The sequence below is a fragment of the Pseudoalteromonas sp. MTN2-4 genome (genome assembly GCF_042848605.1).
GTDB lineage: Bacteria > Pseudomonadota > Gammaproteobacteria > Enterobacterales > Alteromonadaceae > Pseudoalteromonas.
This window is the reverse complement of record NZ_BTGK01000005.1, coordinates 98,663-118,610: the sequence shown is the minus strand read 5'-3', so window position 1 is coordinate 118,610 and position 19,948 is coordinate 98,663. Positions and strand designations below refer to the sequence as shown.

Here is a 19,948-nt window from a genome sequence, read left to right as displayed (position 1 = left end):
GTTCCTAGTACTTAAAGCCTCGGTGCAATGCGACGATGCCACCTGTCATATTTTGATACGTTGCTTGTTCGAAGCCCGCGTTTTCCATCATGCCTTTCAGTGTTTCTTGGTCTGGGTGCATACGAATAGATTCAGCAAGGTAGCGGTAAGATTCGCTGTCATTGGCAACCAATTTGCCCATGTTTGGCAAGATATTGAAAGAATAGAAATCATACAGCTTTGAAAGTGCTTCATTATCTGTTTTAGAAAATTCTAATACCAATAAACGACCACCCGGCTTAAGAATGCGGTACATAGAGCGAAGTGCTGCGTCTTTGTCTGTAACGTTACGTAAACCAAATGCGATGGTGATCACATCGACACTGTTATCTGGGAATGGCAGTGCCTCGGCATTCATTTGCACATATTCAATGTTGCTCACTAAGCCTAAATCACGGAGTTTGTCACGGCCCACTTTTAACATAGAGTCGTTAATGTCGCCTAAGATAACTTGACCTGTATCACCAACCAACTGGCTGAACTTTGCAGTTAAATCACCAGTACCGCCTGCTAAGTCTAAAACGCGATGACCTTTACGTACACCTGCACAAGCAATGGCTTGGCGCTTCCAAAGGCGGTGAATACCAAACGACATAAGATCGTTCATGATGTCATATTTGGCCGCAACGGAATGGAATACATCGGCAACCATAGAGGCTTTTGCTTCGCGATCAACGGTTTTGTAACCAAAGTCAGTAGTATTGTGTTGCGACTCTTTCATCTTAGCTTCTCTAATTGTTTGGCGTTGAATTTCAAGTCATAGTGTACTTGATTGCGGCTAAGAGGTGCAATTTATAACAGATGAATTTGCGCTTGTTTCTGTAAATTTAGGTTTTGTTTGTTACAGCGCAATAAAAGCGGATTGTTGGAGTGAATGTGCTTTGTGTGCTGCATGCGTTGCTTTACGCGCTAGTGCATTAAAATTCTCTTCGTCGTTACGTTTAGCAATGCCGAAAGATAAGTCAACTTTTGGTAAGTTCTTGTCGCTTTTTGAGCTGACAAATTTAAGCTTTTCTACACCGACACGGATCTTTTCAGCAATGATATTCGCCGTTTCCGGTTCTATATCAGACATCAATACGACAAACTCATCTTTCGCAGTGCGACCCGGTAAGCCACTTTCAAATACATATTTTTGAATCTTTTTCGCCACACGATTCAGAACAACTTCACTAACTAGGTCGCCAAAATCTTCAGAAAACTCATGCAGGTTATTGATCTGAATAGAGATAGCACACAAAGGCTTACCTTGTGTGATCCACAGTTGCGCTTGTTGATTTAAGTAATGGCGTTTATATAAACCAGTTTGCACATCAATTAGCTGCTCTTTACGCAACTTAGTAAGTTGTTGTCTCGCCTCACGATGCATTAAGCGGGTTTTCTGAAGAGTTTCTTTAAACTTTTTATGCTGTTGAAGGATCACGTCAGTATGTTTGGCGAGCTGAGTCAGAGCATGCTTAGTTTTTGCAATATTGTGTTCATCTAAGCTGTTGACGCAAATACTCACTTGCTCTGCAAAATTGGTAATACTACGCTGAGAGTGTTGCGCTGAATTAGCGAGATTGGTTACCACACCATCAACATTTTTAAGCATATTTGCTTCCATATCATGGCTGCGATTTAGGTGCTCAAAATACAGCTGCTCGACAAAGATGCTATCGATGTTGTGGCCTTGCCTAATGGCATAGTCTAAGGTTTGATTGAGTTCGTTATGAGACTTGCTAATGTAAGTATAAGCGACTTGATAATTGAGCGGAGTCGGGGGTAAATTGTGCTGCTCTAAGAACACGCAGACCTTAGTCATTTTCTCTTGAGCTATTACCATTGGATCATGAAACATGATGTTACTACCGCATACCAAATCAAACAAAATATTAGCAACCTCCCTATGAAACACTGTGATCCATCACAACCGTCCCAGACTACTTTTTTTCTGGTTTTTTGCAAAGGAAAAAATGCGTCAAAGCAGCAAATATAAAGATAAGAGGGATTTTTTGATTGAAATGCGAGCAAAAAGTATGAGTTTCCAACTTGGGATCAAAGTGAGGACCGAGTTTGCTGTTTGTTTAAGCTGGTCGCAATTTATTGCATCAGTACTTTCAGAGTCGATAAGGTAGTAATAAATCAGTTACAGGATAAAAAAGTGAAAAATGTTCGACCAACTCGCTTGTTAAGTGCATGTGTCCTTTCGGTCACTTTAGCGCTATCGGGCTGCCAACTTACTAGTCAGTCTTTAGACACTCAGTTCACGCAACTAACTCAGCAAATAGAAACTTACCGCGGCGAAATTAACCCTTATTCTCGCAAAGATTTAAATTCAGAGTATTTATTACCAAACTTATCAGCGGCGGCGTTGGCAGAGCAGAATAGACAACGAATCAACTTTTTAGCGCAGTTAGATCGCATTGATGTGTCGCGATTAAGTAGTGAAAACCAAATCAATCACACCATTATTCGTGCACAAGTACAGAATAGGGTAGATGAATATCAATTTAACGCACATTACATGCCGTTGACCTCTGAGTATGGCTTTCATTCAAGTCTGTCATTTATGGTTCGAGGGCATGACTTCAGTAAGAAAGCAGGCTTTGAGCTATACCTAAAACGCCTTTCACAAGTCCCTCGGTTTTTTCAGCAAAATATTGCTTGGATGAAAGAAGGGATGAAAGTCGGCTTAACTCAGCCACAGGCCGTACTGCTTGGTTATGAAGAGTCGATTTCTGCTTATATTCCAGAAAATATCGAAGAGTCTGAGTTTTTTGCACCATTTAAAGCAAATACTGCAAAATTAAATGACGCTGAATGGCAGGCTTTGCAGGCGCAGGCTAAACAAGTCTTGTTAGAGTCGGTTATTCCTGCGTACCAGAACTACTTCACATTCTTCACAACAGAGTATCGTCCAGCAGCGCGTAAAGAGATTGGCATTAGTAGTACACCGAATGGCAAAGCCTTTTATGCTAATCGTGCTCAGCATTACACCACTACGGATATGACCCCTGAAGGGATCCATGAGCTAGGTTTGCAAGAGGTCGCCAGAATCCGTGCGGAAATGGAGCAAATCATCAAGCAAGTAGGCTTTGAAGGTAGCTTCGCTGAGTTTGTGCACTTCTTGCGTACCGACCCGCAGTTTTATGCCACAACGCCAGAGCAACTGCTAAAAGAGGCATCTTTTATTGCTAAAAAAATGGATGCACAACTGCCTAAGCTGTTCCATACATTACCGCGTCGTCCATACGGTGTTGCCCCAGTGCCAGCGAGCATAGCGCCTAAATACACAACGGGTCGTTATTCAGGTGCACGTAAAGACGATGAAGCAGGTTTTTATTGGGTAAATACCTATGCACTTGATAAGCGCCCACTCTATGTTTTAGAAGCGTTAACACTGCATGAAGCAGTGCCGGGGCATCACTTACAAATCGCTTTAAACGCAGAACTAGATTATTTACCAAGTTACCGCCGTAATGCCTATATCTCAGCATTTGGTGAAGGTTGGGGCTTATATTCTGAATATTTAGGGCTGGAAGCGGGTTTCTACCAAGACCCGTACAGCAACTTTGGTCGTTTAACTTACGAAATGTGGCGCGCAGCACGCTTAGTGGTTGATACCGGTATGCACATGTTTGGTTGGAGCCGAGATAGAGCTATGAAGTTTATGCAAGATAATACGGCTTTATCGTTACATAACGTAAAAACCGAGACTGATCGCTACATTTCATGGCCAGGACAGGCATTGTCTTACAAAATTGGTGAGTTGACAATTAAGCGCTTACGTAAAGAAGCAGAAACACGTTTAGGTGATAAGTTTGATATTCGTGAATTCCATCACCAGATTTTACGCCACGGTTCAGTGCCACTGTTTGTGCTAGAGAAACAAATAGAGATTTATATAACAGAAACATTGCAGAAATAGTTAAAACATATTTCTAGGTATAAAAAAGCCCGATGAAAATCGGGCTTTTTTATTAATTCAGTAAGGGTTATTACTTATCAAACGCGCGCTTCATAAAGTTAGGCGTTGCCAATGCGCCATGATGAATGCCGACATTGTAATATTCAGTATCGAAAGTTGCAGTTTCTGCATCTTTCTCACGGAAACCATCGAACTGTTCACCTTTACGCGCCATTGTCGCAGACCATAAACCACTTGGGTAGATTGGTTGCGGGAAAGGCAGTGTTTGTAAATCAGCAAAACCGACGTCTTTCATTGCATCGCGCATTTCTAATAGCAGTGGCATATGCATCAGTGGTGATTCACTTTGCTGGATCATGATGCCGCCTGGACGCAGCGCATTTAGACAGCTTATGTAGAAAGCGTGGTTAAATAAACCTTCACCAGGGCCCACTGGGTCTGTGCCATCAACAATGATCACATCAATTGATTCTGGTGCCGCTTCGCGCATGTACTTGATGCCATCATCAAACATCACTGTTGCACGAGGGTCGTTGTTTGACTCACATAATTCAGGGAAGTATTTCAATGACATTTGTGTCACTATTTCGTCTATGTCGATTTGCTTTACTGTTTCAACACTAGGGTGTTTTAGTACTTCACGTAATGTACCGCAGTCGCCACCACCAATAATCACTACGTTTTTAGGTGCAGGGTGAGAAAATAGCGCAGGGTGGCTCATCATCTCGTGATAAAAGAAGTTTTCACGAGTACTTACCATAGTACAACCATCGATGATCATCAGGTTGCCAAAATCAGTTGTTTCAAACATCTCAACTTTTTGGAAAGGAGACTGAATTTCATCAAGCTTTCTATTGATGCGTAAAGAGAACGCACTGCCATCGCGATCACTGATCTCGGTAAACCAACGGTTTGCTTCTAAATTCGACATAAGAATTAAATCACACTGTAAATTGTTAACGGCGCATTTTGCCAGCGCCTGAGTTTATGCTCAATCTTTATTTAATGATGTTGGGGCAGTTTTTTATACTTCAATCTTCCCCAGTGTTTTCCATTTTTAATTTGTGCCGTCTTACTCTAGATCTGCAACTAAAAATACATTATTTCAATACGTGATAGCGTTAAAAATAGATTGTTAATTTATAGCTTAGCTGTAACTGAGCAAAATGAGTAAAAATACAGTCGCAAATGCGCAAACTGCATATTAAAATGCATCTTTTGCTAGTTTGTTTAAGAGGTCGAGATGACTTGGGGTTTAGATACCGCGCGAGCAACATATAACGTAGCCCATTGGAGTGATGGCTACTTTGATATCAACGAGCAAGGTGAGCTGGTTGCATTTCCAGATAAATGCCAAAATAAAGCACCGATCTCTTTCACAAAATTAACAGAAGAATTTAAGGCTCAAGGTCTAACTTTACCTGTACTTGTTCGCTTTACCGACATTCTACAAGATAGAGTCGACACCATGACCAATGCGTTTGCAAAAGCGTGCGAACATAAAGGGTATCAGGGCGACTACACGTGCGTTTATCCAATTAAAGTAAATCAGCAGCGCTCAGTCGTTAGCAAGTTATTGGCTCATCCAAGCGGCAAAGTCGGTTTAGAGGCGGGTTCTAAACCTGAGTTGATGGCCATTTTAGGCTTAGCAAAACAGCCGATTAAAATCGTGTGTAACGGCTATAAAGACAGTGAATTCTTGCGTTTGGCATGTATTGGTCAAGCGTTGGGTCATCACGTTAATATCGTAGTCGAAAAGCTCTCAGAGTTAATCACTTTACTGAAAGAAATTGATGACTTAGGCATTGAACCTGCGATTGGTATTCGCATTCGCCTCAACTCAGTTGGTAAAGGCAAGTGGCAAAATACCGGTGGTGAAAAAGGTAAGTTCGGTCTTACTGCAGGTCAAGTACTTGAAGCAGTTGAGATGCTCAAAGCTGCGGGCAAATTACACTTAATGCAGTTAGTGCATTTTCATATCGGCTCGCAAATCGCCAATATCCGCGACATTCAACGTGCGTTGATTGAATGTGCTCGTCATTTTGCAGAGCTTTCTAAAATAGGCGTACCACTTTGCACCGTTGATGTAGGCGGAGGTTTAGGTGTTGACTATGAGGGGTCGGGTTCGCGCAGTGCTTGCTCGATGAACTACACAGTTGAAGAGTATGCGAAAAACGTGGTGTCGGCGTTTGCGGATGTATGTGAGCTGCATGGTTTAACGCAGCCTGCAATTATTACGGAATCAGGCCGCGCACTGACGGCGCATCACGCTGTATTGATCACTGATGTAATTGATGTTGAAACAGCCCCTAATCAAGTCGAAGTGAGTCAACCTGAACCCGATGCGCACGCAATTCTGCAAGAGCTATATGGTGTCTATCAGCAAGTATCGCCGCGTATGGCACTTGAAAGCTACCATGATGCAATGCATTTATTCAGCGAAGCCCATGGTCAGTATGTACACGGCTTAGTAAGCATGTTGCAGTGGGCGCAAATTGAGCAGCTCTACTTTACGATTCTGCATAAAGTGCGTAGCGCGCTAGATAGTAAATCGCGCGCACACCGCGAAGTGCTAGACGACTTAAATGAAAAGCTGGCAGATAAATTATTTGTTAACTTCTCTTTATTCCAGTCGCTGCCAGATGTGTGGGGTATTCAACAGCTATTCCCTGTGATGCCAATTGAAAACTTACATACACCATTGGCTCAACGCGCGATCATTCAAGATATTACCTGTGATTCTGATGGTCAGATCAGAGAATATGTTGAAGGGACCGGCATCGAAGCGAGTTTACCAATTCCGCAATACAATACCGGCGACCAATATCATATTGCGATGTTTATGGTCGGCGCATATCAAGAAATCTTAGGTGACTTGCATAACTTATTTGGTGATACCGACTCTGTGCATGTTGAAATGACTGAAAACGGTTACCAGTTAACCAATGCGATTAAAGGTGATAGCGTCACTGATGTATTGAAGTTTGTGCATTATGAGCCGAGCTCGCTTGCAGATAACTTCCAGCAATTAGTGTCTGCGTTAACTATTCCTGAGTCGCAAAAACAGCAATATTTAGCTGAGTTGCAAGCGGGTCTAGAAGGTTATACCTACTTCGAGGATTAGTGCGAGTTTTAGCCTCCACTTTTGTGTTTGCTCAAAAAACGGTATTATCCACACGCTATATGGCGATATAAGGTGTATCGCCGTACTTATGTTGTGGTAAAGGAAGTCATTCATGTCGTTTTTTCGCAGTATCTTTAGTCTTATTTTTTATTGTTTAAACACATTATTTTGGTTTGTTCCTATCTTCATATTCGGATTGATAAAACTCATTCCTTTCAAACCACTACAAACTTTATTTGGTGTATTAGCTAAAAGCTGTGCCAGTAATTGGGTGGCGACCAACAGCTTAATTCAAAATATTTTTTCACCATATAAGATTGAATTAATCGGGTTAGATGCTTTAAAGCGCAAGGATTGGTACTTAGTTATTGCGAATCACCAAAGTTGGGTAGATATTTTAGTATTGCAACGTGTGCTGCATAACCGAATTCCTTTTTTGAACTTCTTTTTAAAAAAGGAACTCCTCTATGTGCCTTTCTTAGGTTTAGCTTGGTGGGCGCTGGATTTTCCGTTTATGAAGCGTAGCAGTAAAAGTCAGTTAAAGAAAAACCCTAAGCTTAAAGGCAAAGACATCGAAACTACCCGTAAAGCCTGTGAAAAGTTTAAAACTATGCCAGTGAGCATAGTGAACTTTGTTGAAGGTACGCGCTTTACATCTGATAAACACATTCGTCAGAAAAGCCCGTTTAAGCACTTACTTAAGCCGAAGGCAGGCGGTATCGCGTTTGTTATGCAAGCAATGGGTGAGCAAATCAATCAAATCGTGAATGTGACTATTCATTATCCAGATGGCATTCCGACCTTTATGGATTTTGCTTCAGGTAAAATGAAGCGTGTACAAGTCCATGTTAAAACACAAGGCGTCGATGACAAACTGATTGGTGATTACAGCGGTGATAATCAGTTTAGAGTGCAGTTTCAAGCGGAACTTAATACGCTTTGGGAGCAAAAAGACGCTCAACTTGAAAAACTGAAATAGGCTTTGGAGATGCATGTGCTAACAGGTTTAATGCAATTAATCAGAGGGGCAGTTGCGACAGCTGTTTTAGTGCTTAATACGGCATTGTGGGGCACGTTGATCTTTTTACTGGGGCTGGTGAAGTTACTGGTGCCCTTTGCGCTGGTATCTCATGCGCTTCATGGCTTTTATAAATGCTGGTGTCGTGGAAACTATTTTGCTCTTAAGCTCAGTGGTGTTCAGTTTTCAACAGATATTGCGCCACAGGTTAATGCACAGGGCTGGTATTTATTAGTTGCAAATCACATTAGTTGGTTAGATATCATTGTTCTTACAGCAATAGATGCCTTGCCTGCGCCTAAGTTCTTTCTAAAAGATGAATTAAAATACGTACCGCTGATTGGTTCTGGCGCATGGGCGTTAGGTATGCCATTTATGAAGCGAGCGAGTAAAGCGCAAATAGCTAAAAACCCCAAGCTAAAGGGTATGGATGTAGCGCGCACACAAAAAAGCTGTAAGAACTTTAAACATCACCCAACGACGGTGATTAACTTTGCTGAAGGTACCCGCTTTACTGAACACAAACAGCAAAAACAAAATTCTCCTTTTAAACATCTGCTTAAACCTAAAGCTGGAGGAACGGCTTTTGCGCTGCAAGTACTTGTCGAACAACTTGATGGTTTAATTAATGCTACACTCATTTACCATGGCGGCAATAAAAAGATTTTTCAAAGTTTTATGCTTGGTAAGTTAGCAGGTATAGATGTTAAATTAGACTATGTTCCTTTGGCACAAGTACCGCAAGGGGACTATCAATTAGATAAAACCTATAGAGTAACGTTTCAACAATATCTAAATACTCAATGGTACAGTAAAGATAGTTTAATTGATTCACTTGCAACTCAACAAAGCAGTAGTAGCGCGATAGCAAAGGAAGTGTCGCAACTATGACAGAAATACACTTAACTCAATTAATCGAGCCTTGGTTACAGCAATCAATAACGGCTACTTGGCTGACAAGTTCCGTTGCTAACGTGATCGGTATAACAGGTATTTGCTTATTGTATTTGGTGATCCGTCGTTTAGTGTTACCTAGCTTGCAAAATGCCATAACACGCTTTTCACCGAGTCGCATAACTCCGCTGAGTTCACAGCTAAACAAACTATCAGGCCGTTTGTCAGCCTTGCTCTGCTGTGTATTATTTTTGGGTTTTTATCAAAGAGTATTTGTTGCACCTGACTGGCTATTCTCTGTTGCTAAAGTAGCAGGGCAAATCTTGTTAGTGATATTCTCAGGTTTGATGCTGAGTGCTTTTGCAAATTTAGGTCATGGTATTTATTTACAGCTAAAATTTGCTAAAGATGTGCCTATTCAAGGTCTTGTACAAGTCGCAAAGCTGATCACATTTATCGTTTGCGCAATACTAGTTATTAGCATTTTGATAAACAAGTCTCCGACTTATATCCTCTCTGGTTTTGGTGCCATTGCTGCAGTTACTTTATTGGTATTCAAAGACACTATTTTAGGATTGGTAGCGAGTATTCAGATAGCGGCAAATCGACTTGTTAGTATTGGAGATTGGATCCAAGTTGATGCCTTTGGTGCGGATGGTGAAGTGCTTGATTTGGGCTTGAATACGGTACGAGTGCGAAATTGGGATAACACCATTACGACTATTCCTACTTATTTACTTATCACGGATTCATTTAAAAACTGGCGCGCTATGCAGCAGTCGGCAGGAAGACGTATTAAACGGCCGATCTATGTCGATATGAATAGCCTACAGACTTGGCCTGTAGATAAGGCGATACAGGTAGCCGAGAGCATAGGGTTTGAGCTCGAAATAGATCAACCCTTGAGTAATGTTTCAGTTTATCGCCTATTCGCTGAGCATTATTTAAGAAATCACCCTAAAATTAATCAAGATTGTGTATTGATGGTAAGATCATTGGCACCGAGTGAAAAAGGGTTGGGGTTAGAAGTCTATTGCTTTAGTCGTAATACTCAGTGGGTTCCTTATGAACAGTTGCAGGCTGAGGTGATTGAGTATCTAATTGCTTCGCTTGAAGAGTTTGATCTCAAGCCTTTCCAAGCCGTAACTGGGCACTTGAAACTTAACTAGTTTGAAACGCCAATAATACTTTAGATGAGTAACTTTAATTCATTTGCGTTATATCTAGTAAAAAAATTGTCATAATTTACTCATTAATTGACAACTGGCTATGATAATATAGTCAGGTTCTGACGATAACGTCAGTTTGTTTTTGTGGCACTTGATACGGAGTTAGAAATCACGCAAAGCAATAAGGAAGTGAATAGAGGTAATTTGATGAAATATACTGCTATCACATTTTTTCTTTTGTTGTTTGCTCGATTTTCTTGGGCCGACCACACTATTCATATTGCCGTAGATCATGCTCCCCCCTATAGCTATATCGACCAACAAGGTGAAAGCCAAGGCTTGATCATCGATATCGTCTCAGAGTTACTGAAAGAATTTCATCAAAATTACAAAATTAAACCTGTACCTTGCCCGTTTTCTCGCTGTGTACGTATGCTCGCCCAAGGGCAGGTTGATGTTATGGGTGGCCTGATAAAAACCAACCGCCGTGAACAAACCATGGCATTTGTGCAACCGCCCTACATGGTCTTGTCGTCTTCTTTTGTTTTTTATGCCAATAAAAACAGCGATATCGAAGTAAACAACTTCGATGAGTTACATGGCAAACGTATCGCGGTAATGCGCGGAGGCGCCTATTACAAAGAGTTTGATGAAGACAAAACACTCAATCGAGTGCAAGTGAACTCTGAGCATGTGGCGTTTGATTTGCTACTGAAAGGGCGGGTTGATTTAGTGTTGTCGGTTGAAGAAACCGCAGAAGTGGCGATGAGAACATTGAACCAGCCATTTGAGCAATTAAAGAAAGTGAATTATCGCCATACCAACAACATCTATGGTCATATGGCGTTTAGCCAGCGCTTTGCAAAAACCAAGCTGGCGATAAAGCTGCAAAGAAAAATGATAAAGCTGGCTAAATCAGGACAACTCAATAAATTGGTTGCCCCATATCAGTTACCGGCTATTCCATCAGCTTTAATCACAGAGTAACAATCAGCGTCCCATAAACGTCACGCGCTTAATAAGGCCGTCAATCACCTCATAAGCGGCTATCACGGTTACGCTGTTATCTATTATATTTGCATCTTCACTGGCTGATTCAGCCAGCTCGTGATCCACCAAAATATTGCCCTCTACCATGCGTTTTAGTGAGCTAGCATTAAGATATTTCAAAGAGGCGAACTTCTGACTATATCGTTCAATCAGCTTATCTTTACCCTGATATTGTAAGCCACCAGGGAAGGCATGAATTTCAACATCATCATGATATGTCGCAGCAAAGGCGTCGATATCACGGTTGTTATAGGCGTCGAGTTGTTTATCAACGATGGCAATGGTAGTCAGTTCAATGTCTGTCATGAGATCCTCAGAATTAAGGTGTCAGGTTTAGGCTAAATGTCTTTTCTCGTTTTTAGTTTACCAGTTACGGCAAACAATAAAGCGGCACACAAAATAATGATGTCAGCATAAAAAGGTGGTGTTTGTGTCGACAGAGTTGTGCCAATGACGATAAGAAACAAGCTACTTTTATAATATTTATTCATTGATTTTTTCATTGTCTTTTCCTTGAAATATAAAACTTATGCTATTTATCCGATTAATAAATACAGAATACCTGCACCAACAAGTCCACCAAATAGTGCTGCAGCACCTAACATCATTAAATGTAGTTTCATATTCACCGTAGTTTGGTTGCCATTGGTTTCTTCAATATCATCGAGATTGATCAGGTATGACTGCTTTACTTCAAAAACGGCACACAAGCTCATCATGGTTTCGCGGCTGGCAACCCCTTCTTTTTCAACACGTTGAATGGTGCGAAGGCTCAAACCACACGCATCTGCCAGTGATTGCTGAGTCCAATTCTTGTCATCTCTTAGTTGCTTTATGGTTTTTGGGTTTAATCGCATGGCAGTCTCCTACAGTGTGCTGCCGTACCAGCGGCCTAAATAATAAGCTGCTGTCATAACCGTAGCGCCAAAAATAACCCCGTATATAAAGAATTTAAATAGTGCTTTCCAAGAAAATGGGTCGAGAGTTTTTCGACCAATAATCTTTTTATTTTTAATGACAACACACTCTGTTTTACAGGTTATTAGGTTCACTACATCGAATGTGACTTGCCACGGGTTACTTTCAAATTCGAATTCATGTACCGTTTTAAAACCAATATTTCTTTTTTCGGAAACTAACTCATCATTGATGTAAACATATTCTTTGCCGTTATAAAAATTGGCTTTACAGGCGATTTGGTTATCCCCATCTTGAAAATACAATTCAAAAGGAAGTTTCTTAGGTAGTGCTTTTTCTTCGTTGTTGATGCTAGGAGTCATGGTGCATATTCCCTTAGTTGTTTTGATTAAGTTGGGATAAGCATATTCGGTACGTCAGTATAAAGCGCCGACAGCAATATGTCAGTGCCTTTTTTGTCATAAGACAGTGGGTGTCATATATTGTAACTTGTTAATTTATATGGCAATAAAAATATTTTTAAGGAGTGATATGACAGTATGGTGGCAGAGTGAAAGAGCGCTTTGCACAGGGAGCAAAGCGCAAAAAGTTAGAAAATATTGCAAATATCGTCAGCTTTACAGGTGATCACCGTCACATTTTGATAGCCAATACGAGTCAGTTGTTCTGCGGCAAATACTGCACGGCCGCCTGCAGCGCAATGCACATAAATGGGTTTTGCGGCATCTTTCACGATTTCAGGTAATTTAAATTCTAGTAAACCGCGTGGCACATTGATGGCACCATTTGCTGCTTTTTGCGCATGCTCTTGAGGCTCGCGTACATCAACAAGTACACCTTCATTGTCTTGAATTTCTTGCTTTGCTTGTTCTGCGCTAATGCAGCGCTGATTAGGACGAACTGTTTTTAATACATCTTGAACAGGAGTCAACATTGAACTATTCCTTAATACCGCATCGTTTTAAAAAAGTGATCATCGGACACCAAAGCGTGAAAGATGACTGAATTAAATTTATAGCAATAAATACCGTAAACCACACAAAGTTTTCGTGTACGAAATAGGTTAACAGTAAAGAAATTAACACCATAGTGCCGGTAATTAAGGCAGTATTGGATGCATAGTCATAGCTCACCTCTAAATTAAGAATAAAAGACATCAAAATACCAACCCTCAATAATACTTAATCATTTTGAGGGATTAAAACTGACGCTAGCTACGTTGAAAATTTCTTATTTAGAACAACTAAATAGCAAAATATTCGCCTTGCTATCGACAAGTTTTTCTCGCCTAAAAATAGCTCACTAAATTAAGAGGATTGGTATAATTAGTTTATTAGTAAAATCTAAATTAGAAAATTCTAATATTAGACTTTTCTAATGTATGATTTATACTTGTTGAAAATCGACCGTGGGGACATGTATGCAAATTGAAGATATGGCGCATAACGCAGAACAAGCTGAGCAGTTATTAAAAATGATGGCGAATAAAAATCGCCTGATGATCTTATGTAGCTTGTTGCAAGGTGAAATGAGTGTGACGCAGTTAAATGAGTCAATATCTTTAGCGCAGTCGGCACTTTCTCAGCATCTTGCAGCGTTAAGAAAGGCCGAATGTGTTGCTACACGTCGAGATGCGCAAACGATTTACTACCGTCTTACCGATCCTAAGGTTGAGGCGATTTTGCAGCAGCTTTATCAACTCTTTTGCCAACCGGGTGAATAATGATGGGATTAGACAAAGCTATTTCGGCCAGTTTGCAAGGTCGTATTCCCATTGTGATCTTGTTCTTATCGCTGGTAATGGGGGCTATGGCTCTGCAGTTTACGCCGCGTGAAGAAGAGCCACAAATTGTGGTGCCAATGCTCGACATTCATGTGCAAGCGCCAAACATAGGCGCACCTGAAGTGGTGCGTTTAGTCACTGAGCCACTCGAAAAGTTATTGCGACAAATCCCTGGTGTTGAGCACGTTTACTCTACGACACAAACAGGGCAAGCGGTTGTGACGCTGCGCTTTCATGTTGGTGAAGACAGAGAAAATGCCATTCTCAATACCTACAGCAAGCTTTATGCACACCAAGAGCGGATGGCGCCGGTGATTAGTAATTGGCAGATCAAACCCATAGAAGTAGACGATGTGCCCATTTTAATGTTGGGCTTGTATTCACAAGATCCCCGTTTATATGGCGACTACGAACTCACGCGCTTTGCTCAAGAGCTATCCAATCACCTGCAACAAATTCCCAATACCAGTGCCATTGAAGTGCTCGCAGGTCGCACCCGTCAAGTGCAAGTCGATTTAGACATCAGTGCGCTATCTGCACACCAAACCACGCCTTTAGATGTATTACGCGCACTGCAAGTGTCGAATCAATTACAGCAAGTCGGTCATCTGGTGACGGGCAAACAGCAAATTCAACTTCAAGCGGGCGATGTGCTTCGCGATGTAATACAAGTGGCGAGCCTGCCAGTGAATGTCGTAAACGGTCAGCAAGTTTTATTAAAAGATGTTGCAACAGTCACCGATGGCCCTAGCGAGCCAAATCAATATCAGTGGTTGGCTATTGATGATACACAGCAAGATTTGCCTCTTGTCACCATCAGCGTTGCCAAGCAAAAAGGCAGTAATGCCGTGGCGGTAGCCGAGCAAACGCTGGCCAAAATGGTGCAGCTTAAAGCCGATTTATTGCCTGCTGAAGTGGATTTTAAAGTATTGCGAAACTATGGTGAAACGGCCAATGAGAAAGTAAATAATCTCACTGCGAGCTTGGCCTTTGCGGTCTTTACTGTGGTGGTCTTTGTTGGGGTCTTTCTAGGCTGGCGCCCAGCGATTGTGGTTGGCCTCGCTGTGCCTATTTGTTATGGCATTACACTGGCGCTAGATTTTGCCTTTGGTTATACCATTAACCGCGTCACCTTATTCGCACTGATCTTGTCTTTAGGTTTATTAGTTGATGATCCAATCACGGGCGTCGATAACATCAGTCGTTTCTTAAAACATGGTAAGAAATCAGACTCGTCAAGCAAGCGCATTCTTGGTGCGATGAGTGAAATTAAAGTTGCGTTGTTGATGTCGACGTTAACCATTGCGGTGGCATTTGTGCCGATGGCATTTATTACTGGCATGATGGGCCCTTACATGGCACCGATGGCGTTTAATGTGCCTGTGAGTGTGGTGGTTTCAACCGTTGTAGCCTTCTTTGTCACACCTTGGCTTGCCAAAAAACTGCTTAAAGGTCATGAAATTGAAGAGCCAGAAATCGGTGAGGGCAAGAGTCTTTATAGCAAGTTAGTGATGCCGCTATTAGACTCGAACAAGAAAGCAAAGTGGTTGCTGTGGTCGGTATTGGTGCTGTTTATGCTGAGTGCGAGTTTACCAGTCTTCAGAGCCGTGCCGCTTAAGTTACTGCCGTTTGATAACAAGAATGAAGTGCAAATATTGGTTGAGCTACCAGAGGGTAGTTCGCTGGAGCAAACCAGCTTAGTGGCACGACAAGTACAACAAGCTGCGTGGCAGCTTAACGAAATCACCGCGGTTGCCGCTTATGTCGGTCAACCTTCGAGCATGGACTTCAATGGTATGGTACGCGGTTATTATCGACGTCATGCTCCGCACCTTGCTGACTTGCGCGTATTACTGAACGATAAAACCGAGCGCGACCACCAATCTCATGGGGTGGTATTGCGTTTACGTCAGGCGCTGGCCGGGTTCAATCAAAATGGCATCAAGGTCAAAGTGGTCGAAGTGCCACCGGGTCCGCCAGTGCTAAACACCTTAGTGGCCGAAGTCACCGCCGATCCATTTGTTGATACGCAAGTGCATCATGAAGCGGCAAATGCGCTGGCTAAACGTTTAGCAAAAGAGCCTCATGTGGTTGAAGTCGATACCTCTATTGCTGAGCTTGCCCCCTTGGCGCGTTTTGTGACAAACAAAGAAAAAGCCGCGTTATCAGGCATTAGCACTCAAGATATCAGCCAAACTTTACAGATAGCCAGCCAAGGTATGCCAGCGGGTGTGCTATATACACCGCATGAAGCCATGCCCGTACCTGTGCAACTGCAAGTACCGTATGAAGTGCGTAATCAATGGCAGTCTTTGGCAGCCGTGCAGTTAACGGGTCAACAGGCTTTAAGTAAAGTCGCCAATGATTATGGCCTCGATAGTGCTGCACGACCTTTGGTTGCACTGTCTGAACTTGGTCAGTGGCAACAACATCATGTTGAACAGCCGATTATGCGCAAAGACCTTCAAACCGTGGTGTATGTTATGGCGGAGTTAAATGGTCGAACGCCTGCAGAAGTCATCGCCGATGTGGTTGCAGATGAAAATCGTACTGAAGAAGACTACCAACCTTGGCAATCGCGCACTTTCTTTAACTCAGGCGGCACACAAGGTTGGCAAATGCCTGCAGGTACCAGCTATAGCTTTGGTGGCGAAGGTGAGTGGCGCATTACTGTGGATGTGTTTAGAGATATGGGAATTGCCTTTGCTTTTGCCCTTACGGCGATATTTATCATATTGCGTATGCAAACGGGCTCGAACCGCTTAGCGCTGATAATTATGTCGGCCATTCCGTTAACCATGATTGGCATTATGCCAGGCTTTTGGTCGCTAAATCAGTTTGGCGAACGCGTGATTGCGGGCGCACCTGAGCCTATTTTATTCACCGCCACGGCTATGATAGGCATGATAGCACTGGCAGGCATCGTAATACGTAATTCACTTATTTTGGTTGAGTTTATCAATCAGGCTCGAGCTGAAGGCATGGCATTAAAAGCAGCTTTGGTGCGCGCAGGTGAAGTGCGTATGCGCCCAGTGCTACTCACCGCAGGCACGACTTTATTGGGTAATGCGGTGATCATCCTTGACCCCGTATTTAGCGGGCTGGCTTTGGCCATTATGTTTGGCATTATCGCTTCAACAATTTTCTCGTTGTTAGTGGTGCCAGTGGTGTATTTCTTAGTTTTCAAATCAACCGAGCAACAGGGGCAGCAAGATGCAACAAGTAACTAAAATTGCAGGGATCAGTGCGGCGATGGGCGTGTTAGCGATTGCGATTGCGGCCATGGCTGGGGTGTTTAACGAAAAAATGCCCGCGGGCACAAAAGCGCTCGCCGAAGAATATAATGGTCAAACTCATACCGTGAGTTTACACGCAGTCAAAAGCGCTGAAGTCGTCAGCGGTAGTGTCGATGCCAAGTTTAATACGCGCGTGTCGAGCCGTGTGCTGGCGCAGTTAAAAACCTTACATGTACGTGCGGGCGATACTGTATCGGCGGGGCAGTTAATCGCAACCCTTGAAGATGCTGACTTAAAAGCACAAGTACAGCAAGTTAAAGCTCAGCAAAGCGCCAATGACGCTCAGCTTGCACAAGCTAAGAAGCAATTAGAGCGCGTGGTTGCACTAAAAGCCCAAGGGCTTGTGGCACAAAATCAGGTTGATGAATGGCAAACCAAAGTGAATGAACTAGAAGCGCAGTCGGCGGCTTTGGTTCAGCAGTTTGAAGGCACACAAGTTGCCTTGGGATACACCAAAATTCATGCGCCAATTGATGGCAAAGTGGTAGAGCGCTTACAAGAGCCTGGCACTATGCTGAGCCCTGGCATGGCGATTGTTTCATTGTATAACCCAACTAAGTTACAAGTTCATACGCCGGTGCGTGAACAGCAAGCTGCTTTTTTACGAGTCGGCGATAAATTAAAAGTGTTTGTGCCTGCCGTTGGCTTAACCGAGTATGCGCAAATTAGCGAAATTGTACCGGTTGCTGATAAACAAGCGCGCCGTTTTGCCATCAAACTTGATATCGGTTTTGCCAAAGAAGTCAAACCGGGCATGTATGCACAAGTCTTTCTGCCGGGTGAAGAGCAAGTCACCATTGTGATCCCGCGTAAACTGGTGAAACGCTATGGGCAATTGACTATGGTTGAAGTGGTTGAGCAAGGACAATTGCAAAAGCGCTATGTTCGGTTAGGTGAAGCCGTAAATAACAGTGACGTGCAAGTGCTGGCTGGGTTAGAAGCAGGCGAGAAAATCGCATTGAAGCCTGCGATATAATTGACGGAACGGATACATAAGAAAAAGGCCACATATTTTAATGTGGCCTTTTTCTTAGAGCGCGTTCTTTATAAAAACGTCGCAATCTCTTCGATTGGTTTCTTCACTAAAGCGTGCTCTGGCACAGTCGCATCTTCACTTGGGTAACCTGCAATCAGCAACATATAAGGGCGTTCATTATCGCGGTCACGGCCACAAATATCGGTTAAGAAGCTCATCGGTTTTGGCGTGTGTGTCAGTGTTGCTAAGCCCGCATTATGTAATGCTTGAATCAAGAACCCAGTCGCTAAACCCACAGACTCATGCACGTAGTAGTTGGTGTTCTTATCTTCAGTGTGAATACCGCCTTTCTTCTGACTGAACACGGCAATTAACCAAGGTGCGTGCTCAAGATACGGTTTTTGTGCATCTGTACCTAATGGCTTTAGGGCATCTAGCCATTCTTCACCTGCTCGACCTTCATAAAAAGAGCGCTCTAGGTCTTCTGCCGCTTGGCGAATTTGCTTTTTTACATCGGCTGAGTGGATCGCGACAAAATGCCAAGGCTGGTGATTGGCACCACTTGGCGCCGTACCTGCGGTTTTAATACAGGCTTCGATGATCTCTTTGGGTACAGGACGGTCGCTAAAACTACGAATAGAGTGGCGACGCTTGCAATTGTCTAAAAAGCTTTTAGCACGGCTCAGCATCTCTTCTTGTGGGTATTCTATAAAATCACTTAATGGTCGGTTTGCATGGTCTTGCATATTTCATCCCCTTGATATTCTTATTTGTCGTTAGTGTTTCAGTGTTTACAAACTATTGCAATTGTTAGCAGAGTTTTAATTGTACCTATTATGTAAAGCTGCTATAACAGCGTTGCTTATTTGTTCAATAAAAGGGAATGTAAATGCTTAAAATAACTGGGCTTTCAAAAACATATGACAATGGCGTTCACGCGTTACGCGGGGTGAATTTAGATATTCCAAAAGGTATGTATGGATTACTGGGGCCAAATGGCGCAGGTAAGTCTTCACTTATGCGTACAATTGCGACATTACAATCCGCTGATTCAGGTAGTGTTGAGTTTGATGGGATTAACGTACTCGCACAGCCAAAGGCACTGCGTGAGCGTTTAGGGTATTTACCGCAAGACTTCGGTGTGTATCCACGCGTCAGTGCCTATGACTTACTTGAGCATATGGCAGTGCTAAAAGGCCTAAATAATAAAGCAGAACGTAAAGAAGCGGTTGAAGGCTTACTGGCCCAAACCAATTTATATGACCACCGTAAAAATGCTGTAAGTGGCTTCTCTGGTGGTATGCGCCAGCGTTTTGGTATTGCGCAGGCATTACTTGGTGACCCTGACTTACTGATTGTCGACGAGCCAACAGCTGGTCTGGACCCAGAAGAACGTAACCGATTCCACAATCTATTAGTGGGTTTAGGTGAAAGTAAGGTCATTATCTTATCGACGCACATAGTAGAAGATGTGTCTGAGCTGTGCCCAAATATGGCGGTATTGGCAAGTGGTCAAATCTTACTTGAAGGCAACCCGATTGATTTAACTGAGCAGCTACAAGGTAAGATCTGGCGTAAGTCTGTGAGCCTAGCTGAAGCAAAAGAGTTAGAAGAAGTCTTACCGGTTATTTCTAAACGCTTATTTGCGGGTAATACTTTGCTGAATGTATTTGCTGATGAAGCTCCAGAAGGCTTCAATGCAGTACCTGCAGATCTAGAAGATGTGTATTTCTCGACATTGCATCAACACCGCAATAGCCAAGCTGCATAA

At 42.7% G+C, this 19,948-nt stretch carries 20 protein-coding genes; 10 read left to right on the top strand and 10 right to left on the bottom strand.

Annotated elements, in window-relative coordinates:
• Window positions 1–4: 4 nt before the first annotated feature.
• On the bottom strand, window positions 5–760 hold the full coding sequence (ubiE, locus tag ACGHEH_RS13560; protein ID WP_390446211.1) for a bifunctional demethylmenaquinone methyltransferase/2-methoxy-6-polyprenyl-1,4-benzoquinol methylase UbiE: 756 nt from the start codon (window positions 758–760) through the stop codon (window positions 5–7).
• Between the two features lie 120 nt (window positions 761–880).
• Window positions 881–1,864 (bottom strand): GGDEF domain-containing protein, encoded by a 984-nt coding sequence (locus ACGHEH_RS13555; RefSeq protein ID WP_390446513.1) that lies wholly within the window; start codon window positions 1,862–1,864, stop codon window positions 881–883.
• Window positions 1,865–2,182: 318 nt separating this feature from the next.
• Here ACGHEH_RS13555 and ACGHEH_RS13550 point away from each other — a divergent pair, with 318 nt between their 5' ends.
• On the top strand, window positions 2,183–3,949 hold the full coding sequence (locus tag ACGHEH_RS13550; RefSeq protein ID WP_390446209.1) for a DUF885 domain-containing protein: 1,767 nt from the start codon (window positions 2,183–2,185) through the stop codon (window positions 3,947–3,949).
• Window positions 3,950–4,019: 70 nt separating this feature from the next.
• Here the strand turns inward: ACGHEH_RS13550 and speE are convergent, their stop codons facing one another.
• Window positions 4,020–4,880 (bottom strand): polyamine aminopropyltransferase, encoded by an 861-nt coding sequence (gene speE / locus ACGHEH_RS13545; RefSeq protein WP_390446208.1) that lies wholly within the window; start codon window positions 4,878–4,880, stop codon window positions 4,020–4,022.
• A gap of 312 nt (window positions 4,881–5,192) precedes the next feature.
• On the opposite strand from speE, the gene speA reads away from it, so the two are divergent.
• The 5 genes from speA to ACGHEH_RS13520 all read left to right on the top strand — a co-directional run bounded on the left by speA (window position 5,193) and on the right by ACGHEH_RS13520 (window position 11,141).
• Window positions 5,193–7,073 (top strand): biosynthetic arginine decarboxylase, encoded by a 1,881-nt coding sequence (gene speA, locus ACGHEH_RS13540; protein WP_390446206.1) that lies wholly within the window; start codon window positions 5,193–5,195, stop codon window positions 7,071–7,073.
• Between the two features lie 112 nt (window positions 7,074–7,185).
• Window positions 7,186–8,052 (top strand): acyltransferase, encoded by an 867-nt coding sequence (locus tag ACGHEH_RS13535; RefSeq protein ID WP_390446204.1) that lies wholly within the window; start codon window positions 7,186–7,188, stop codon window positions 8,050–8,052.
• A gap of 30 nt (window positions 8,053–8,082) precedes the next feature.
• Window positions 8,083–8,982 (top strand): acyltransferase, encoded by a 900-nt coding sequence (locus ACGHEH_RS13530; RefSeq protein WP_390446511.1) that lies wholly within the window; start codon window positions 8,083–8,085, stop codon window positions 8,980–8,982.
• Window positions 8,979–10,154 carry a mechanosensitive ion channel family protein gene (locus tag ACGHEH_RS13525; RefSeq protein WP_390446202.1) on the top strand — a complete coding sequence of 392 codons (1,176 nt, stop codon included), beginning with the start codon at window positions 8,979–8,981 and terminating at the stop codon, window positions 10,152–10,154. Before ACGHEH_RS13530 ends, ACGHEH_RS13525 begins: the two co-directional genes overlap by 4 nt.
• A gap of 207 nt (window positions 10,155–10,361) precedes the next feature.
• Entirely contained in the window at window positions 10,362–11,141 is a 780-nt protein-coding gene (locus tag ACGHEH_RS13520; protein ID WP_390446200.1) for a substrate-binding periplasmic protein, read from the top strand.
• Between the two features lie 3 nt (window positions 11,142–11,144).
• Here the strand turns inward: ACGHEH_RS13520 and ACGHEH_RS13515 are convergent, their stop codons facing one another.
• The 6 genes from ACGHEH_RS13515 to ACGHEH_RS13490 all read right to left on the bottom strand — a co-directional run bounded on the left by ACGHEH_RS13515 (window position 11,145) and on the right by ACGHEH_RS13490 (window position 13,210).
• Window positions 11,145–11,510 (bottom strand): nuclear transport factor 2 family protein, encoded by a 366-nt coding sequence (locus ACGHEH_RS13515; RefSeq protein ID WP_390446198.1) that lies wholly within the window; start codon window positions 11,508–11,510, stop codon window positions 11,145–11,147.
• A 32-nt stretch (window positions 11,511–11,542) separates the two neighbouring features.
• Window positions 11,543–11,707, bottom strand: a complete 165-nt coding sequence (locus tag ACGHEH_RS13510; RefSeq protein ID WP_390446196.1) for a hypothetical protein — start codon at window positions 11,705–11,707, stop codon at window positions 11,543–11,545.
• Window positions 11,708–11,740: 33 nt separating this feature from the next.
• On the bottom strand, window positions 11,741–12,061 hold the full coding sequence (locus ACGHEH_RS13505; RefSeq protein ID WP_390446194.1) for a helix-turn-helix domain-containing protein: 321 nt from the start codon (window positions 12,059–12,061) through the stop codon (window positions 11,741–11,743).
• A 9-nt stretch (window positions 12,062–12,070) separates the two neighbouring features.
• Window positions 12,071–12,484, bottom strand: coding sequence for a hypothetical protein (locus ACGHEH_RS13500; RefSeq protein WP_349284839.1), 414 nt, complete (start codon window positions 12,482–12,484; stop codon window positions 12,071–12,073).
• 227 nt (window positions 12,485–12,711) lie between these two features.
• Window positions 12,712–13,056: a rhodanese-like domain-containing protein gene (locus ACGHEH_RS13495; protein WP_390446192.1), complete on the bottom strand. Its 345-nt coding sequence runs from the start codon at window positions 13,054–13,056 to the stop codon at window positions 12,712–12,714.
• Between the two features lie 4 nt (window positions 13,057–13,060).
• Window positions 13,061–13,210 (bottom strand): YgaP-like transmembrane domain, encoded by a 150-nt coding sequence (locus ACGHEH_RS13490; RefSeq protein WP_390446510.1) that lies wholly within the window; start codon window positions 13,208–13,210, stop codon window positions 13,061–13,063.
• A gap of 332 nt (window positions 13,211–13,542) precedes the next feature.
• On the opposite strand from ACGHEH_RS13490, the gene ACGHEH_RS13485 reads away from it, so the two are divergent.
• From ACGHEH_RS13485 to ACGHEH_RS13475, 3 genes are read left to right on the top strand one after another with little or no spacing between them, the layout of a single operon-like run.
• Window positions 13,543–13,845 (top strand): ArsR/SmtB family transcription factor, encoded by a 303-nt coding sequence (locus tag ACGHEH_RS13485; protein WP_390446190.1) that lies wholly within the window; start codon window positions 13,543–13,545, stop codon window positions 13,843–13,845.
• Window positions 13,845–17,135 (top strand): efflux RND transporter permease subunit, encoded by a 3,291-nt coding sequence (locus tag ACGHEH_RS13480; RefSeq protein ID WP_390446188.1) that lies wholly within the window; start codon window positions 13,845–13,847, stop codon window positions 17,133–17,135. Before ACGHEH_RS13485 ends, ACGHEH_RS13480 begins: the two co-directional genes overlap by 1 nt.
• On the top strand, window positions 17,119–18,177 hold the full coding sequence (locus ACGHEH_RS13475) for an efflux RND transporter periplasmic adaptor subunit (protein WP_390446186.1): 1,059 nt from the start codon (window positions 17,119–17,121) through the stop codon (window positions 18,175–18,177). Before ACGHEH_RS13480 ends, ACGHEH_RS13475 begins: the two co-directional genes overlap by 17 nt.
• A 68-nt stretch (window positions 18,178–18,245) precedes the next feature.
• On the opposite strand, the gene ACGHEH_RS13470 is transcribed toward ACGHEH_RS13475, so the two are convergent.
• Window positions 18,246–18,923 (bottom strand): nitroreductase family protein, encoded by a 678-nt coding sequence (locus ACGHEH_RS13470; protein ID WP_390446184.1) that lies wholly within the window; start codon window positions 18,921–18,923, stop codon window positions 18,246–18,248.
• A 143-nt stretch (window positions 18,924–19,066) separates the two neighbouring features.
• On the opposite strand from ACGHEH_RS13470, the gene ACGHEH_RS13465 reads away from it, so the two are divergent.
• Window positions 19,067–19,948, top strand: coding sequence for an ABC transporter ATP-binding protein (locus ACGHEH_RS13465; protein ID WP_390446182.1), 882 nt, complete (start codon window positions 19,067–19,069; stop codon window positions 19,946–19,948).

What these genes read in the sequence shown, in the direction of transcription:
- ACGHEH_RS13555 (WP_390446513.1), bottom strand. Translation starts at nt 1,864, where the DNA reads ATGGTAATAGCTCAAGAGAAAATGACTAAGGTCTGCGTGTTCTTAGAG.
- ACGHEH_RS13490 (WP_390446510.1), bottom strand. Translation starts at nt 13,210, where the DNA reads ATGGTGTTAATTTCTTTACTGTTAACCTATTTCGTACACGAAAACTTT.
- ACGHEH_RS13495 (WP_390446192.1), bottom strand. Translation starts at nt 13,056, where the DNA reads ATGTTGACTCCTGTTCAAGATGTATTAAAAACAGTTCGTCCTAATCAG.
- ACGHEH_RS13505 (WP_390446194.1), bottom strand. Translation starts at nt 12,061, where the DNA reads ATGCGATTAAACCCAAAAACCATAAAGCAACTAAGAGATGACAAGAAT.
- ACGHEH_RS13515 (WP_390446198.1), bottom strand. Translation starts at nt 11,510, where the DNA reads ATGACAGACATTGAACTGACTACCATTGCCATCGTTGATAAACAACTC.
- ACGHEH_RS13535 (WP_390446204.1), top strand. Translation starts at nt 7,186, where the DNA reads ATGTCGTTTTTTCGCAGTATCTTTAGTCTTATTTTTTATTGTTTAAAC.
- ubiE (WP_390446211.1), bottom strand. Translation starts at nt 760, where the DNA reads ATGAAAGAGTCGCAACACAATACTACTGACTTTGGTTACAAAACCGTT.
- ACGHEH_RS13480 (WP_390446188.1), top strand. Translation starts at nt 13,845, where the DNA reads ATGATGGGATTAGACAAAGCTATTTCGGCCAGTTTGCAAGGTCGTATT.
- ACGHEH_RS13470 (WP_390446184.1), bottom strand. Translation starts at nt 18,923, where the DNA reads ATGCAAGACCATGCAAACCGACCATTAAGTGATTTTATAGAATACCCA.
- ACGHEH_RS13485 (WP_390446190.1), top strand. Translation starts at nt 13,543, where the DNA reads ATGCAAATTGAAGATATGGCGCATAACGCAGAACAAGCTGAGCAGTTA.
- ACGHEH_RS13520 (WP_390446200.1), top strand. Translation starts at nt 10,362, where the DNA reads ATGAAATATACTGCTATCACATTTTTTCTTTTGTTGTTTGCTCGATTT.
- ACGHEH_RS13500 (WP_349284839.1), bottom strand. Translation starts at nt 12,484, where the DNA reads ATGACTCCTAGCATCAACAACGAAGAAAAAGCACTACCTAAGAAACTT.
- ACGHEH_RS13475 (WP_390446186.1), top strand. Translation starts at nt 17,119, where the DNA reads ATGCAACAAGTAACTAAAATTGCAGGGATCAGTGCGGCGATGGGCGTG.
- ACGHEH_RS13525 (WP_390446202.1), top strand. Translation starts at nt 8,979, where the DNA reads ATGACAGAAATACACTTAACTCAATTAATCGAGCCTTGGTTACAGCAA.
- speE (WP_390446208.1), bottom strand. Translation starts at nt 4,880, where the DNA reads ATGTCGAATTTAGAAGCAAACCGTTGGTTTACCGAGATCAGTGATCGC.
- speA (WP_390446206.1), top strand. Translation starts at nt 5,193, where the DNA reads ATGACTTGGGGTTTAGATACCGCGCGAGCAACATATAACGTAGCCCAT.
- ACGHEH_RS13510 (WP_390446196.1), bottom strand. Translation starts at nt 11,707, where the DNA reads ATGAAAAAATCAATGAATAAATATTATAAAAGTAGCTTGTTTCTTATC.
- ACGHEH_RS13530 (WP_390446511.1), top strand. Translation starts at nt 8,083, where the DNA reads ATGCAATTAATCAGAGGGGCAGTTGCGACAGCTGTTTTAGTGCTTAAT.
- ACGHEH_RS13465 (WP_390446182.1), top strand. Translation starts at nt 19,067, where the DNA reads ATGCTTAAAATAACTGGGCTTTCAAAAACATATGACAATGGCGTTCAC.